The following is a 15,645-nucleotide window of genomic DNA, read 5'->3' on the forward strand; positions in this document are numbered from 1 at the left end:
TTTGGAAATCAACGTTCAATCAGATGTCGGTCGCAAAAGAAATACGAACCAAGATTATGCCAACGTTTTTGAGAACCAACAACACATAACCTTTGCTGTTTTAGCAGATGGCATGGGTGGTCACCAAGCAGGTGATGTCGCTAGCCAAATGGCAGTCAATAATTTAGGTGAGAGTTGGTCCAATGCGTCTGTCGACTCAGCTGAAAAATCTGCACAGTGGTTAATTCAAGCAATTCAAAAGGAAAATGAAAAAATTTATGAACGCGGACAATCGAAACCAGAGTATTTAGGAATGGGGACAACCGTGGTTGGTGCCATCCTTTTACCGGATTCATTTGTCTTAGCAAATGTGGGGGACAGTCGTGCTTATTTAGTTCGTGACCAACACATGTTACAATTAACAGAAGATCATTCTTTAGTGAATGAACTAGTAAAATCAGGGGAGATTACTCGTGAGATGGCTGCAAATCATCCACGAAAAAATGTCCTAACACGTTCTTTGGGAATGCCTGGTACTGTCGAAGTCGATGTAACCAATCATGAATGGCTGCCTAATGACTATTTACTGTTATGTTCGGACGGCTTAACCAATATGGTTTCTGAGACAAAAATTTTAGAAATTTTAGAGACGTCAGATCCCTTAGAATCCAAATTAAGCCAACTCGTTGCCCAAGCAAATGAAGCAGGTGGTTTAGATAACATTACCGTGTTAGTGATACACTTTGACGAACAGAAGGAGGAAAACCAATGATAGAAATCGGCAAGAAGCTGAATGGTCGATATCACATTATTGGCAGCATCGGAAGCGGCGGTATGGCCAACGTCTATTTAGCACACGATTTAATTTTAGACCGAGACGTTGCAGTAAAAGTCTTGCGCTTTGACTTCCAAAACGATCAAGCCGCCATCCGACGTTTTCAGCGTGAAGCACTAGCCGCAACTGAGCTGGTTCACCCGAATATCGTCAGTGTGTACGATGTAGGCGAAGAAGATGGACTACAATATTTAGTCATGGAATATGTGAAAGGAATGGACTTAAAACGGTACATCCAAACGCATTTCCCAATTCCTTATTCCACAGTTGTGGACATTACGCAACAAATTTTATCTGCTGTTGCAATGGCACATGAACATAGAATTATTCACCGGGATTTAAAACCGCAAAACATTCTGATTGACGAACACGGCACAGTCAAAATTACTGACTTTGGGATTGCGATTGCCTTGTCAGAAACGTCAATTACGCAAACGAACACAATGTTAGGTTCGGTGCATTACTTATCGCCAGAACAAGCGCGCGGAAGCATGGCGACCAACCAATCAGATATTTACGCTGTGGGAATTATTCTCTATGAAATGCTAACAGGGAATGTACCTTTTGATGGTGAATCAGCCGTAACGATTGCCTTAAAACATTTTCAAGAAGAAATTCCCTCTGTCAAAATGTTTGATCCAGGAATTCCTCAATCATTGGAAAATGTGGTTCGTCACGCAACCGCAAAAGACCCAAGCGATCGCTACAAAACAGCGAATGAGATGGCAGAAGACTTATACACGTCCTTGTCAGCCAGTCGTTTAAACGAACCTGCGTGGGAACCAACGGCTTTATTAGGAGAAACGAAAGTATTAACTCCGATTCCCGAAGACATCGCTGAACCGGAAGAGACAACGCCTGTCGAAGTCCCAGAAGATATCGCAGATGACATTTTAGCTGAACAACCACCGAAGAAAAACCGTAAAAAATTGTGGATTGGCTTAGCAATTGCGGCATTAATTGCTTTAGCAATAGGTGGCTTAGCCTTTGCAATGTCGGGTGGTAAAGACGTTGAAGTTCCTGATGTTACAAATGAAACGAAAGCGGCCGCTTCACAAGCGCTACAAAGTGCTGGGCTGAAAGTCGATAGTGAAACCAAAAAAATTCCCGACGATAAGATTGAAGAAGGCAAGGTGGTCAAAACAGACCCCGAAGCAAAATCATCTGTGAAAAAAGGCCGATCTGTTACTTTGTACATCAGCTCTGGAACAGAAAAAATTGAGATGGCCGATTATACAAACGAATCGTATGAATCTGCTGTCGAAGCCTTGAAAAAACTAGGGTTTTCAGAAGACCAAATTACAACGAAAAAAGAATACAGTGATTCTGTGTCTACAGATAACATTATTAAACAAAAACCAGCTGCAGGTAAAAAAGTTGATCCGAAAAAAGACAAAGTCACTTTAACGGTCAGTGAAGGACCAGAAGCGGTTACTTTGCCTAGTTACGCCGGTTATTCTTACACAAATGCAGTAAATGCACTGGCACAGTTAGGCATTTCTGAATCTCAAATTACGCGTGTCGACCAAGCAAGCGATACGGTAGAACCAGGTTTAGTCATTACGCAAGACCCCGCACCAGGTGGCACCGTGACACCTAAAAATGGCCAAGTGACGTTATATGTAAGTAAAGGTAGCGACAAAGTGACACTTTCTGATTATAGCGGAATTTCTTACGATAATGCGGTAAGTCGCTTAATTGCTTTAGGTATCCCAGAATCTCAAATTAAACGAGTGGACGAAGAAAGCGACAAAGTTGAAAAAGATACCGTGATTAGTCAAGAACCAGCTTCTGGTACCGCTGTTGATCCGAAAAATGACACGATTACTTTACATGTCAGCAAAGGCAGCGACTCAGTAACTGTTCCCGATATTTCAGGTTATTCGCCAAAAGCTGCAGAAGACAGCATCAATAACGCTGGCCTTAAAATCAATGAACAAGGATTATCTGGCTCTGGCGATGGCCAAGTCGTTGAACGAACTAGCCCATCCGCTGGCAGCAAAGTCAAAAAAGGCGACTCTGTTACAGTTTATTATTCAAAAGCAAATGATTCAAAAAGCACCACTAGTGAAAGTAGTACGAGTAATTAAGACAAGAGGTTGGGACAGGAGGGTTTAGCTTCAAGAACCAAGTAGGTACTGTTTAACATCTATTTGCTTTTCAAATAGTGTTTCTCAGCAATAAGAAGAAGCTGCTCCTGTCTCGCCATTTATCTTAAGATTTAGGTCTAGGAAGGTAAGTCATTTCGACTTATGTCCTAGGCTCTTTTTAATTAATAGAATCGAGAGGCTCCCTTGATTTCTCTGCCACTATCCTGTATATTCGAAAGTAGTTAGGAGTGGTTTATCTGAAAGGTCAAATCAGAAAAGCGTTAAGCGGTTTTTATTATGTATACGCAGATGGAGAAACATATCAAACAAGAGCGCGAGGGAATTTTCGTAATCGAAAAATTACGCCACTCGTGGGAGATGAAGTACTTTTTGAAAGCGATAATTTAACAGATGGTTATGTGTTGGAAATTTTACCAAGACGAAATGAATTAGTGCGCCCGCCTGTTGCAAATGTGGATCTAGGTGTGGTTGTCATGAGTATGGTTTCGCCAAATTTTTCGTTTAATTTGTTGGATCGTTTCTTAGTCAGCTTAGAGTATAAGGATATAGAACCAGTTATTTATTTAACGAAAGTTGATCTATTAGATGAGCCGCAACGTCAACAAGTCACTGAAATTAAACAGATTTATGAAGCGTTAGGTTATGCGGTAATCGCTTCGGAAGACGTAGAAGCCACCAAAGAATTAGAACGCTTTTTCCCAGAACGGTTGACTGTTTTTATGGGACAATCAGGCGCTGGAAAATCAACATTGTTGAATCAAATTTCACCAGAATTACAACTAGCAACTGCGGAAATTTCCCAATCTTTAGGACGGGGCAAACATACGACCCGTCACGTGGAATTGATTCCGTTATACGACGGTTTGGTCGCTGATACACCAGGATTTAGTGCCATCGATTTCTTGGAGATGGAAGCAGTGGAATTACCAAAGCAATTTCCTGAATTTGTTGCCGCGGCCTCTCACTGTAAGTTTCGTGAATGTATGCACCACAAAGAACCTGGTTGTGAAGTGAAACGTCAAGTGGAAGCGGGAACCATTGCGACGAGTCGTTACGAAAATTATTTACAGTTTTTAATGGAAATCGAGAATCGACGACCTGTTTATAAGAAAAAATCATAGCAAATATAAAGGGAGCGAGCCAAATGAAACTAGCACCATCCATTTTAAGTGCCGATTTTGCCAATTTAGAAAGAGATATCCGTTTAGTAGAAGAATTAGGAGCAGATTATATTCATGTTGATGTCATGGACGGTCAATTTGTGCCCAACATTACCTTAGGACCGAATATCGTTTCAGCGATTCGTCCAGTGACAAAACTACCATTGGATGTTCATTTGATGATTGTACAACCTGAAAATTATATCAATGCTTTTGCGGAAGCCGGTGCGGATATTATTACCGTCCATCAAGAAGCAACACCCCATATTCATCGTGCCTTACAAATGATTAAAAATGCGGGTGTGAAAGCTGGCGTAACCATCAATCCTGGGACACCACTTTCGATGATCGAAAATGTATTAGATTTAGCAGACCAAGTCTTGGTAATGACTGTCAATCCAGGCTTTGGCGGACAATCATTTATTGAAAACTCACTAGAAAAAATTGCTCAATTAAAAGAATGGAAAGAAACAAAAGGATACACCTATGAAATTGAAGTCGATGGCGGGATTGTTCCTGAAACTGCCGCACGCTGCAAAGAAGCCGGTGCGGAAGTGTTCGTTGCAGGCTCCTACATTTATAATGCTGAAAATCCTCAAGAACGAATCGATGCACTGAGAGCAGTGCTAGACAAATGAGTCGTGTCTTACTGGTAGCTGGCGGCAATCCAAGTGATTGGCCAACCATTGAACCAGCTACGTATGATTATTTCGTAGGTATTGATCGCGGCTGTCTCCATTTATTAGAGGCCGATTTACCGTTACAATTAGCGGTGGGCGATTTTGATTCATTATCACGAGAAGAATACCATTTTGTCCAAGAAACTACCGAAACACTCATTCAAGCACCTGCTGAAAAAGATGATACAGATACACAATTAGCGCTTCAAGAAGCTTTACAACGATTTCCACAAGCAGAGATGACGATTATCGGTGCGACAGGGGGCAGAATTGACCACCTGTTAGCCAATCTTTGGTTACCCTTTGAACCACGATTTCAAGGCGTACTTCGTCAAATCCGTCTATGCGATCGTCAAAATAGCATCCAGTATTACGCCCCTGGTTCGTATATCGTACCAAAAGAGCCAGATAAAGAATATCTGGCCTACTGCTGTTTGACGCCTGTAGAAAACTTGACGCTACGACGCAGTAAATATTTATTAACCAATCAAGATGTTCCTTACCCAACATCGTATGCAAGTAATGAATTTATCGAAGAAGCCGCTGCTTTTTCCTTCGATGCAGGGATGATTGCGGTTATTCAAAGTAAAGATAAGTAAAAAGAGGTTGGGCCTTCATCAAAGTGATGAAGGTCCAACTTCTTTTTTTTTTGCAATAAAAAAAGCCGAACAACGAACGTCCAGCTTTGCTTATTTAAGTTTATTAAACACGTTCGATTTTACCAGATTTCAAAGCACGAGTTGACACCCAAACTTTTTTAGGTTTACCATCGATTAATACGCGAACTTTTTGTAAGTTAGGTTTCACAGTGCGTTTTGTTGAGTTCATCGCATGTGAACGGTTATTACCACTTGAAGTCTTACGACCAGTGAAGTAACATACTTTTGCCATTTTAAGTTTCCTCCTTTGCCTTGATCTTGGAGCGATAATATTCAGCTCATACTAACTTAATTTATCATATTAGGCACTGATTTGCAAGAAGATTTTTTTCTATGATTTGACTTTAGCAATCAAAAAGAGTAAATTGAAATCTTGCTAGAATGTTCACTTAGAAGTGGAAGAATGAAAATATCTGACGAACTTCCTTTTAATTAAAGGCTGGATATGATAAAATGTTATGGAAGAAAATAGGGCGAATGTGCTCTTATAAGGAGGCTTTCATCAATGGCTGTAAAAATTCAAACACCCGCAGGTACCATTGAGATTACCAATGATGTGATCGCTACAGTAGTTGGCGGAGCTGCGACAGATATTTACGGAATTGTCGGAATGGCAAGCAAAAATCAAATTAAAGATAACTTAAACGATATTTTACGTCGTGAGAATTACTCACGTGGTGTCGTTGTTCGTCAAGAAGACAACGGAATCGCAGTGGATGTCTACACGATTGTTAGTTATGGTACAAAAATTTCTGAAGTTTCTCGTAACGTCCAAGAAAAAGTAAAATATAATCTTGAAACATTATTAGGTGTCACTGCGAATTCAGTTAACGTTTTTGTTCAAGGAGTTCGTGTATTACCGGATTAGAGGTAGTGTACTGTCAACGATGCAATTGCACAAGGAAGTCGTGTGTTGCCGTTAGCGGTAAATCTGAAGGAGGATTTTTTAGGTGAATGTAACAGAAATCAGCGCAGGTCAGTTCCAGGAAATGGTCCAGGCAGGTGCGACTCGTCTGCACACAAATGCAGAATATGTCAACTCATTAAACGTTTTCCCTGTACCCGATGGTGATACAGGAACAAATATGAACTTATCAATGACCAGTGGTGCAAAGGCTGTGGCCGATTCTCGCTCTGAAAAAGTAGGAGAATTGGCAGGTGCGTTATCCAAAGGGTTATTAATGGGTGCTCGTGGAAACTCTGGGGTTATTTTATCTCAATTATTCCGCGGCTTCTCAAAACAAATTCCTGAGGTTACAACATTAAATGCCAAAGACTTGGCCGCTGCATTTACACATGGTGTAGAAACAGCGTATAAAGCAGTGATGAAACCCGTTGAAGGAACAATCTTAACTGTTTCTCGTGAAGCGGCGCGTTCTGGTGAACGTAAAGCGAAAGAAACAGATGACTGTATCGAAGTTATGACAGCTGTTGTAGCAGGTGCTAAACGTGCCTTAGCGAAAACACCTGATTTATTACCTGTCCTAAAAGAAGTCGGCGTTGTAGATAGCGGGGGTCAAGGACTACTATTTATCTATGAAGGATTTTTAGAAGCGCTTAGTGGTGAATTTTTACCAACTGAAACGTATGAACCAAGTCCTGCCGAAATGGACGAAATGGTTAATGCTGAACATCACCGTGGTGTTAGTGGCCACGTTGCGACAGAAGACATTAAATTTGGCTATTGTACAGAAATTATGGTTCGTATCGGCGAAGGCCCAACCGTGGACAGCGCTTTTGATTATGAAACATTCAGAAACTACTTAAATGAACTAGGCGATTCTCTATTAGTCGTTAACGATGACGAAATTATCAAAGTTCACGTGCACACTGAGCATCCAGGTGAAGTGATGAACTACGGCCAAAAATTTGGTTCGTTAGTAAAAATAAAAGTAGACAATATGCGTTTACAACATGAAACGTTAGTTGAACGCGATGCTCAGCAAGAAGCGTTGACTGAAAAAGTTCGCGTACCGTTTGCTGTGATTGCTATTGCAGCCGGTGAAGGCGTTCAAGAATTATTCCGAAGTTTAGGTGCAAGCTACATTATTAGTGGTGGCCAAACAATGAACCCAAGTACGGAAGATATTTTAAAAGCAGTCAAAGAAGTGAATGCAGAGCAAGTCATTATTTTACCAAACAACAAAAACATCTTTATGGCGGCTGATCAAGCAGCAGAAGTTGCCGATGTACCAGTAGCGGTTGTTCCATCTAAAACCATTTCTCAAGGAATGACAGCAATGTTAGCTTTCAATGATCAACAATCATTAGAAGAAAACAAAGCAAGTATGACGGAAATGTTAGACAGCGTTGTGAGTGGTCAAGTAACCACAGCTGTTCGTGACACAACCATTGATGACGTTGAAATTAAAAAAGATGACTTCTTAGGAATGATTGATGGTAAAATCGTCGTTTCTGAAGCAGATCGTTTTAATGCATCATTAGACACGTTGAACCGCATGATTGATGAAGACACTGAAATCGTGACAATTATTGTCGGCGAAGATGGTTCTGTTGAAGAAGCTGAAAAGCTAATCGCTATTTTAGTTTCTGAAAACGATGAACTAGAAACAGAACTTCATGAAGGTGGACAACCTGTGTATCCATACTTATTCTCAGCAGAATAGGTTTTCGTGATGAAAAAATAAAAACGAATAGGCTGGTTCATTAGTTAGGGCTAATGAACCAGCCTATTTAATGAATGATCCATTTTTTTGCGTATATTAATGAGGAGGGGATTTTATGGACATCACAGATTTAGTCAGCGTATTGCCCGGTGTTGGCCCAAAACGTGCTGAAAATTTACAAGAACTGGGGATTGCTACAATTGAAGACTTATTGACGTATTATCCCTTCCGCTACGATGATATCCAAGAAAAGGATTTAAGCGAGATTCAGGATCAGGAAAAAGTTACGCTAAAAGGGCTAGTGGTTTCGGAAGCAGTCGTTAGTCGGTACGGTTATAAGAAGAGCCGGTTAACGTTTCGAATGATGCAAGAACATGCGGTCATTAATGTTTCCTTCTTCAATCAACCTTTTTTAAAAGACAAAGTAGTTCTTTCCGAAGAGATTGCTGTTTATGGCAAGTGGGACGCCAAGAGAAAATCATTAAATGGCATGAAAATCTTAGCTTCTAAAGGAGACAATGAAGATTTCGCCCCCATTTATCATGTGAATAAAAAAGTCCGCCAAAGCACGTTGGTTCAGTTAATCCGCACTGCTTTTGAAGAGTATGGTTCACTGGTTGAAGAGATTTTACCGAATGATTTATTAGAAAAGTACCGCTTGATGCCTAGAAAAGAAGCAATGTGGGCGATGCATTTTCCCAGTAATCCAGAAGAAAGCCATCAAGCTAAACGGCGAGTAGTCTTTGAAGAGTTTTTCCTTTTCCAACTTAAAATGCAAGGATTGAAGAAACAAGAAAAAGCGGAAAAAAATGGTTTAGCTATTCAATATGACGTGGATCGCTTAAAAACGTTCACCCAAGGACTGCCTTTTGAATTGACAGGCGCCCAAAAAAAAGTGACCAATGAAATTTGTCGAGACTTGCGAAGTCCGAAGCATATGCAACGATTGCTTCAAGGTGACGTGGGGAGTGGGAAAACGGTAGTGGCTGCGATTGCGCTATACGCCACCATGACCGCTGGCTTTCAAGGGGCGTTAATGGTTCCGACTGAAATTTTAGCGCAGCAACACATGGAAAGCTTACAGCAGTTGTTTGATCCATTAGAAGTGCGAACGGCCTTATTAACAGGTTCCACCAAAACGAAAGAACGTCGTCTAATTCTCGAAGAACTGGCCAATGGCGAGATTGACATTGTGGTAGGGACCCATGCTTTGATACAACAAGATGTCAGTTTCCATCAATTAGGTTTGGTAATCACCGATGAGCAACATCGTTTTGGTGTGAATCAGAGAAAAATATTAAGAGAAAAAGGCTTAAAACCAGATGTTCTATTTATGACGGCCACTCCGATTCCTCGAACGCTGGCCATTACAGCCTATGGCGAAATGGATGTATCAATCATTGATGAAATGCCAGCTGGACGGATTCCAATCGAAACACGTTGGATTCGGCCGCCGCAGTTAGATACTGTTTTAGAATGGATGGAAAAAGAACTGGCTCGAGGACATCAAGCCTATATTATTTGTCCATTGATTGAAGAATCAGAAGCCTTAGATGTGAAAAACGCAACAGAAATTTTTGAACATATGCAAAGCTTTTATTCCCCAAGATATCAAGTGGGATTACTACATGGTAAAATGAAAAACCAAGAAAAAGATGACATTATGCAGGAGTTCAAAGACAATCAGCTGCAATTATTGGTTTCTACCACCGTTATTGAAGTTGGCGTGAATGTACCAAATGCCACAGTGATGTTAATTATGGATGCGGACCGGTTTGGGTTAGCACAGTTACATCAGTTACGGGGCCGTGTGGGGCGTGGCTCCAGTGCATCTTATTGTATTTTAGTGGCCAATCCGAAAAATGAAATGGGCGTTGAGCGTATGAAAATCATGACAGAAACCACCAATGGTTTTGTCTTGAGTGAGCGTGATTTGGAACTTCGCGGACCTGGGGAAGTGTTCGGTGCACGGCAATCAGGAGTGCCTCAATTTGCGGTAGGAGATATCGTGACGGACTTTAACATTTTAGAAGTTGCGCGCCAAGAAGCAAGTGCCCTATGGCAAGTGAAAGAATGGTGGCAATATCCTGCTTATCAAGGCTTAGCCAATCGAGTGAAACCCCAAGATGAGGCAGCCCAATTTTTCGATTAGAAGAGGTAATTTTTGAAGCCAGAAAGTAAAAGCCAATGCGTATTTCTTTGAAAAAAATATGTTATACTTGTTAGGAAACAAAAAAGTAGGAGGGAATCACTCATGAAAATTGCTGTAGATGCAATGGGTGGAGATAACGCCCCACAAGCAATTGTTGAAGGGGTTATGCTAGCCAAACAAGACTTCCCAGACATTGAATTTCAATTATATGGAAAAGAAGCCGAAATAAAAAAATACATCACCGATGAAAAAAACATTACGATTATTCATACCGATGAAAAAATTGCTAGTGACGATGAGCCAGTTAAAGCAATCCGTCGTAAGAAAACTGCTTCCATGGTTTTAGCAGCGCAAGCAGTTAAAAATGGGGAAGCCGATGCGATTTTTTCTGCAGGCAACACCGGAGCGCTATTAGCAGCGGGTCTGTTCATTGTCGGCCGCATCAAAAATGTGGAACGTCCCGGTTTGATGTCAACTTTACCTGTCATGGGAGAACCAGACAAAGGGTTTGACATGTTAGATTTAGGAGCCAATGCAGACAATAAACCAGAACATTTGGTTCAGTATGCCGTTTTAGGTTCATTCTATGCTGAAAAAGTTCGGAACGTTCAGAATCCTCGTGTTGGTCTATTAAATAACGGAACTGAGGAAACAAAGGGCAGTGAATTAACGAAAAAAGCCTTCGAATTGTTAGCAGCAGATGAAACGATTAATTTTGTCGGAAACGTTGAAGCACGAGAATTATTAAATGGCGTAGCTGACGTGGTGGTGACAGATGGCTTCACAGGGAATGCCGTTTTAAAATCCATCGAAGGCACAGCTATGAACATGATGAGCTTGCTGAAAACAGCGATTCTTTCTGAAGGTGTCAAAGGAAAAATGGGCGCCTTATTATTAAAGAATGCGTTGCGTGGCATGAAAGACGAAATGGACTACTCAAAACATGGGGGGGCGGTTTTATTTGGCTTAAAAGCGCCAGTCATTAAAACGCATGGGGCCACGGGTCCTGATGCCGTCCGCTACACCATTCGTCAAATTCATACAATGTTAGAAACCCAAGTTGTCCCACAATTAGTGGAATATTATGAAGGCAAAGTAGAGTAATTTGCAATTGTCTTGACATCAGTTTGTTACTCAAATGAAAAAAAGATGGACAAATACCCAAATTGTGAGTACAATGTATCTTAGCGTTTTAGTAAAAGAAAGAACCTTTTTTCAAAAGCAGTGGAGGTGAATACAGTTGACTCGTGAAGAAGTACTTCAAAAAGTAGCGAAGATTATCTCAAACCACTTTGATATTGAAGCGGATCAAGTAACAGATCAATTAAACATTAAAGATGATTTGAACGCTGACTCAATTAGCGTAATGGAGTTTGTTTTAGAACTTGAAGATGAATTTGGAACAGAGATTTCAGATGAAGATGCAGAAAAAATTGAAACAGTTGGTGCCGCTGTAGATTATATTGTGAGTAATTCATAAAAAATAATAAGACAAAGTCGATTAACATTCCTGTTAATCGACTTTTTTTAATGACTTTAGTCAGTTGAAATCTCTAAAGAGATTTCGACAAAAAAACCACGCGTACTGCGCGTGGAGGCCAGAGCTTTAGCGATAAAAACTCCTTTCGATATAATAGATAAAGGCTACCAACCGTTATCAAATCGAAAGGAGTTTTTGAATGTCGAACGACGATAAAAGTTTAGCACATACTCGTTGGAATTGTAAGTATCATCTTGTGTTTACACCAAAATATAGAAGAAAAGTAATCTATGGTAAATTGAGGCGAGATATAGGGAAAATACTAAGGAAATTGTGTGAAATGAAAGAAGTCGAAATCATTGAAGCGCATGCAATGCCCGACCATATCCATATGTTGGTAAGAATTCCGCCGAAGTTGAGTGTATCAGGTTTTATGGGTTTCTTAAAAGGAAGAAGTGCAGTAATCATTCATGAACGTCATGCGAATTTAAAATACAATTATGGAAATCGATCCTTTTGGTCAAAAGGCTATTATGTGAGCACTGTAGGATTGAACCAAAAAACGATAGCTAAGTATATACGAGAACAAGAAGCAGAAGATCGAGTAAGGGATAGTATAAACAAAAGAGAGTATAAAGATCCATTTAGGAAGTAACAACTAGATAAGAATAGAATGGTAGCGGTTGGCGGTCTCTAAAAAAAGCTCCCTTAAAGGGAGCAGCAGGTAGCGAGCCCTTCTAGGGCTATTAAAAAGCCACCCGCTATGCGGGTGGATATTTACTGCGTACATAATGGTTATTTTATTAAGCAATAAGGCTATTTTTACACATATTTTTGTAAAAAAAATCATACATGTAAAAAAATAACTGCGAAAAAAGTTATTTTATCTTGCTTTTTATGGAATAATTCTATAAAATTATGAAAAAACAATGAGCTGTAAATTAACATTGATAAAAATTAGAAAGTGCTATCATTAAATATTAGTTAATTTATATAATGTTTTTGAAAGGACGTAAGGGGTGCGTATGGATGCAAGGAAATGAACAATTACTAGAGGTTTCAGGATTAGAAACAGCATTTAGAATCAAAGATGATTATTATAATGCCGTCGATGATGTTTCATTTGAATTGAAGAAAAATGAGATTCTGGCAATCGTCGGAGAATCTGGTTGTGGAAAAAGTACCTTAGCAACAACGATTATGGGCTTACATGATCCCAATCATACCAAAATTACTGGGGAAATTTTATACAACAATTTAAACTTAACTACGTTTAATGAAACATTGTACAACAAAGTCAGAGGAAACGATATTGGGATGATTTTCCAAGATCCGTTGTCTGCACTGAATCCGCTCATGCGAATTGAAGACCAAATTAAAGAAAGTCTCACGTATCATACCAAAATGACTGCACAACAAAAACAAGCACGGGCCATTGAACTGTTAGATCAAGTGGGGATTCCCAACCCAGAGCGTGTCGGGAAACAGTATCCTCATGAATTGTCTGGCGGCATGCGCCAACGGGTGATTATTGCCATTGCAATCGCGTGTAAACCACCGATTTTAATTGCAGATGAACCAACAACGGCCTTAGACGTTACCATTCAGGCACAAATTCTCGATTTGTTAAAAGATTTACAAGAAGAAACAGGGAGCGGCATTATTTTAATTACCCATGACTTAGGTGTAGTTGCGGAAATGGCTGATCGTGTAGCGGTTATGTATGCGGGTCAGTTTGTAGAAGTAGCCACTGCTGAAGAATTGTTTAGTCATCCGAAACATCCATATACACGTTCCTTACTTCAGTCCATTCCCCAAGAGAATTCAGATGAAGAAGAACTTCATGTGATTGAAGGGATTGTTCCTTCGTTAACCAAATTACCTAGAAAAGGTTGTCGGTTTGCCCCACGAATTCCTTGGATTGATGCATCGGAACATGAAGAAAATCCAACATTACATGAAGTTGCACCGAATCATTATGTTCGTTGTACATGTTATAAACATTTTCATTTTAGAGACGGGGAAGGGGAAGCGTAATGACAGAAATTATTCAAATTAAAGATTTAAAAGTTCATTATCCAATTCGCAGCGGCTTCTTCAATCGAATCACTGATCATGTTTTGGCGGTTGATGGTGTGGACTTCATGATTGAACAAGGTAAAACGTATGGGTTAGTTGGTGAATCGGGTTCTGGAAAATCAACGACAGGAAAAGCAATTATTGGTTTAGAAAAAATTACAAATGGTGAAATTATTTATCAAGGACAAGATGTAACCAAGCCGCGAAGTCGAAAAGCGATTGGATACAACAAAGATGTCCAAATGATTTTCCAAGATTCGATGTCAAGTTTAAACCCTAAAAAACGAGTACTAGATATTATCGCCGAACCAATTCGAAATTTTGAACGGTTAAGTGACCAAGAAGAAAAGAAAAAAGTCAAAAGTTTGTTGGACATTGTGGGGATGCCAGAAGATGCGTTGTACAAATATCCTCATGAATTTTCTGGTGGACAACGCCAACGTTTAGGCGTCGCCCGAGCGGTGGCTACCAGCCCCAAATTAATTATTGCAGATGAACCTGTTTCAGCACTGGACTTATCTGTGCAAGCACAGGTATTGAATTTTATGAAAAACATTCAACAGGAATATGGGTTAAGTTACTTATTTATTTCCCATGATTTGGGCGTAGTTAAACATATGTGTGACAACATTGCCATTATGTACAAAGGCCGTTTTGTAGAAATCGGTACACGCCAAGATATTTACACTAATCCACAACACATTTATACCAAACGCTTACTTTCAGCAATTCCTAAAATTGACGTAGCGAACCGAGAAGCTCACAAAGAAGAACGAAGAAGAGTTGAGCAAGAGTATCGGGAAAATCATAAAGACTATTATGATGAAAATGGGCGGGTTTATAACTTACATGCGATTAGTCCGACCCACCAAGTAGCGTTAAAAAATGGAGGTGCTGAATAATGTGGAAAACAATTTTACGCCGTTTGTTATTGATGATTCCGCAAGTGATTATTTTAAGTGTCTTGATTTTCCTGTTGGCTAAAATGATGCCAGGTGATCCGTTTACAGGATTGATTAATCCGAACCAAGACCCGAAAGTGATTGAAGCCATGCGTGAAGCTGCCGGGTTAAATGATCCTTGGTACGAACAATATTTCCGTTGGATTGGCAATGCCTTACATGGGGATTTTGGGCATAGTTTTATCTTTAAATTACCTGTGTCCACGCTCATTGCTGGTCGGGTGGGGAATACGATTGCATTGGCCGCTGTGTCAGTTATAATCACGTATTTAATCGCCATTCCTTTCGGTTTAATTGCTGGCCGTTACCAAAATTCATGGTTTGACAAAATGGTGGTTATCTACAACTTCTTCAGTTTTGCCGTGCCATTATTCATCTTTGCCTTGATTATGCTCTTTATTTTTGGGTATCGCTTAGACTGGTTCCCAACGAGTGGAACCGTGACTGTTGGTTTGGCTGAGGGAACGTGGCCGTATTATTTAGATAAACTGAAGCATTTAATTTTACCAGGAGTCACTCAAGCGTTGCTAGGGACAGCGGTCACTATTCAATATTTGCGCAGTGAAGTGATTGATGTTAAAAACATGGACTTTGTTCGTACTGCTCGTTCAAAAGGAGTGCCAACGAATAAAATTTTTAATCGACACATTTTTAGAAATGCAGCATTACCAATTGCCTCTCAATTAGGTTATGAAATTACTGCTTTGATTGCCGGATCAGTCGTTATTGAAAAGATTTTTGCTTTCCCAGGAATTGGAAAATTATTTATTGATAGTATCATTCAACGTGACTATTCCGTTATTACCGCTCTCGTGTTGATTTTGGGATTGGCAACCCTTATCGGAACCTTAATTTCTGATATTGTAATGAGTATTGTTGATCCAAGAATTCGAATTCAGTAGAAAAAACACGAAGAAAGGG

Annotated in this window: 15 protein-coding genes; 14 read left to right on the forward strand and 1 reads right to left on the reverse strand. The window is 40.0% G+C overall.

The window, feature by feature from the left end; translation table 11 throughout:
* Nucleotide 1 precedes the first annotated feature (1 nt).
* From IGI97_RS01790 to IGI97_RS01810, 5 genes are all read left to right on the forward strand, one after another.
* The gene (locus IGI97_RS01790; RefSeq protein WP_002375547.1) at nucleotides 2-751 is read left to right on the forward strand and encodes a Stp1/IreP family PP2C-type Ser/Thr phosphatase; all 750 of its coding nucleotides are present in this window, start codon (nucleotides 2-4) and stop codon (nucleotides 749-751) included.
* Entirely contained in the window at nucleotides 748-2,904 is a 2,157-nt protein-coding gene (gene ireK, locus IGI97_RS01795; RefSeq protein WP_002404016.1) for a serine/threonine protein kinase IreK, read from the forward strand. The genes IGI97_RS01790 and ireK overlap by 4 nt, the downstream gene beginning before the upstream one ends.
* Before the next feature lie 248 nt (nucleotides 2,905-3,152).
* Nucleotides 3,153-4,046 (forward strand): ribosome small subunit-dependent GTPase A, encoded by an 894-nt coding sequence (rsgA, locus tag IGI97_RS01800; RefSeq protein ID WP_002378814.1) that lies wholly within the window; start codon nucleotides 3,153-3,155, stop codon nucleotides 4,044-4,046.
* A gap of 23 nt (nucleotides 4,047-4,069) precedes the next feature.
* Entirely contained in the window at nucleotides 4,070-4,723 is a 654-nt protein-coding gene (gene rpe / locus IGI97_RS01805; RefSeq protein WP_002354925.1) for a ribulose-phosphate 3-epimerase, read from the forward strand.
* Entirely contained in the window at nucleotides 4,720-5,364 is a 645-nt protein-coding gene (locus IGI97_RS01810; protein ID WP_002378967.1) for a thiamine diphosphokinase, read from the forward strand. The genes rpe and IGI97_RS01810 overlap by 4 nt, the downstream gene beginning before the upstream one ends.
* A gap of 103 nt (nucleotides 5,365-5,467) precedes the next feature.
* Here IGI97_RS01810 and rpmB read toward each other — a convergent pair whose 3' ends face one another.
* Nucleotides 5,468-5,656, reverse strand: coding sequence for a 50S ribosomal protein L28 (gene rpmB / locus IGI97_RS01815; protein ID WP_002354928.1), 189 nt, complete (start codon nucleotides 5,654-5,656; stop codon nucleotides 5,468-5,470).
* A gap of 273 nt (nucleotides 5,657-5,929) precedes the next feature.
* Between rpmB and IGI97_RS01820 the strand changes: the two genes are divergently transcribed.
* The 9 genes from IGI97_RS01820 (at nucleotide 5,930) to opp2B (ending at nucleotide 15,626) form a co-directional block, all read left to right on the forward strand.
* Complete coding sequence (locus IGI97_RS01820; RefSeq protein ID WP_002354933.1) at nucleotides 5,930-6,292, forward strand: Asp23/Gls24 family envelope stress response protein; 363 nt, start codon at nucleotides 5,930-5,932, stop codon at nucleotides 6,290-6,292.
* An 82-nt stretch (nucleotides 6,293-6,374) separates the two neighbouring features.
* A complete protein-coding gene (locus tag IGI97_RS01825; protein WP_002354936.1) occupies nucleotides 6,375-8,051 on the forward strand; it encodes a DAK2 domain-containing protein in 1,677 nt (558 codons plus the stop codon).
* Between the two features lie 115 nt (nucleotides 8,052-8,166).
* Entirely contained in the window at nucleotides 8,167-10,203 is a 2,037-nt protein-coding gene (gene recG, locus IGI97_RS01830) for an ATP-dependent DNA helicase RecG (RefSeq protein ID WP_002359051.1), read from the forward strand.
* A 102-nt stretch (nucleotides 10,204-10,305) separates the two neighbouring features.
* Entirely contained in the window at nucleotides 10,306-11,307 is a 1,002-nt protein-coding gene (gene plsX / locus IGI97_RS01835) for a phosphate acyltransferase PlsX (RefSeq protein WP_002395966.1), read from the forward strand.
* A gap of 136 nt (nucleotides 11,308-11,443) precedes the next feature.
* Nucleotides 11,444-11,683, forward strand: a complete 240-nt coding sequence (gene acpP, locus IGI97_RS01840; RefSeq protein WP_002354939.1) for an acyl carrier protein — start codon at nucleotides 11,444-11,446, stop codon at nucleotides 11,681-11,683.
* 199 nt (nucleotides 11,684-11,882) lie between these two features.
* The gene (gene tnpA / locus IGI97_RS01845; protein ID WP_010712524.1) at nucleotides 11,883-12,338 is read left to right on the forward strand and encodes an IS200/IS605 family transposase; all 456 of its coding nucleotides are present in this window, start codon (nucleotides 11,883-11,885) and stop codon (nucleotides 12,336-12,338) included.
* 341 nt (nucleotides 12,339-12,679) lie between these two features.
* Complete coding sequence (opp2D, locus tag IGI97_RS01850) at nucleotides 12,680-13,720, forward strand: oligopeptide ABC transporter ATP-binding protein Opp2D (RefSeq protein WP_002367425.1); 1,041 nt, start codon at nucleotides 12,680-12,682, stop codon at nucleotides 13,718-13,720.
* A complete protein-coding gene (gene opp2F, locus IGI97_RS01855) occupies nucleotides 13,720-14,664 on the forward strand; it encodes an oligopeptide ABC transporter ATP-binding protein Opp2F (RefSeq protein WP_002354942.1) in 945 nt (314 codons plus the stop codon). Before opp2D ends, opp2F begins: the two co-directional genes overlap by 1 nt.
* The gene (opp2B, locus tag IGI97_RS01860; protein ID WP_002354943.1) at nucleotides 14,664-15,626 is read left to right on the forward strand and encodes an oligopeptide ABC transporter permease Opp2B; all 963 of its coding nucleotides are present in this window, start codon (nucleotides 14,664-14,666) and stop codon (nucleotides 15,624-15,626) included. The genes opp2F and opp2B overlap by 1 nt, the downstream gene beginning before the upstream one ends.
* Nucleotides 15,627-15,645: the final 19 nt, after the last annotated feature.

It is taken from the genome of Enterococcus sp. DIV2419 (genome assembly GCF_051711865.1).
Taxonomy (GTDB): Bacteria; Bacillota; Bacilli; order Lactobacillales; family Enterococcaceae; genus Enterococcus; species Enterococcus faecalis.

Bases quoted from the DNA above. Each gene is read 5' to 3' on its own strand.
- opp2F (WP_002354942.1), top strand. From the start codon at position 13,720: ATGACAGAAATTATTCAAATTAAAGATTTAAAAGTTCATTATCCAATT.
- tnpA (WP_010712524.1), top strand. From the start codon at position 11,883: ATGTCGAACGACGATAAAAGTTTAGCACATACTCGTTGGAATTGTAAG.
- ireK (WP_002404016.1), top strand. From the start codon at position 748: ATGATAGAAATCGGCAAGAAGCTGAATGGTCGATATCACATTATTGGC.
- opp2B (WP_002354943.1), top strand. From the start codon at position 14,664: ATGTGGAAAACAATTTTACGCCGTTTGTTATTGATGATTCCGCAAGTG.
- IGI97_RS01810 (WP_002378967.1), top strand. From the start codon at position 4,720: ATGAGTCGTGTCTTACTGGTAGCTGGCGGCAATCCAAGTGATTGGCCA.
- plsX (WP_002395966.1), top strand. From the start codon at position 10,306: ATGAAAATTGCTGTAGATGCAATGGGTGGAGATAACGCCCCACAAGCA.
- recG (WP_002359051.1), top strand. From the start codon at position 8,167: ATGGACATCACAGATTTAGTCAGCGTATTGCCCGGTGTTGGCCCAAAA.
- IGI97_RS01820 (WP_002354933.1), top strand. From the start codon at position 5,930: ATGGCTGTAAAAATTCAAACACCCGCAGGTACCATTGAGATTACCAAT.
- rpmB (WP_002354928.1), bottom strand. From the start codon at position 5,656: ATGGCAAAAGTATGTTACTTCACTGGTCGTAAGACTTCAAGTGGTAAT.
- rpe (WP_002354925.1), top strand. From the start codon at position 4,070: ATGAAACTAGCACCATCCATTTTAAGTGCCGATTTTGCCAATTTAGAA.
- opp2D (WP_002367425.1), top strand. From the start codon at position 12,680: ATGTTTTTGAAAGGACGTAAGGGGTGCGTATGGATGCAAGGAAATGAA.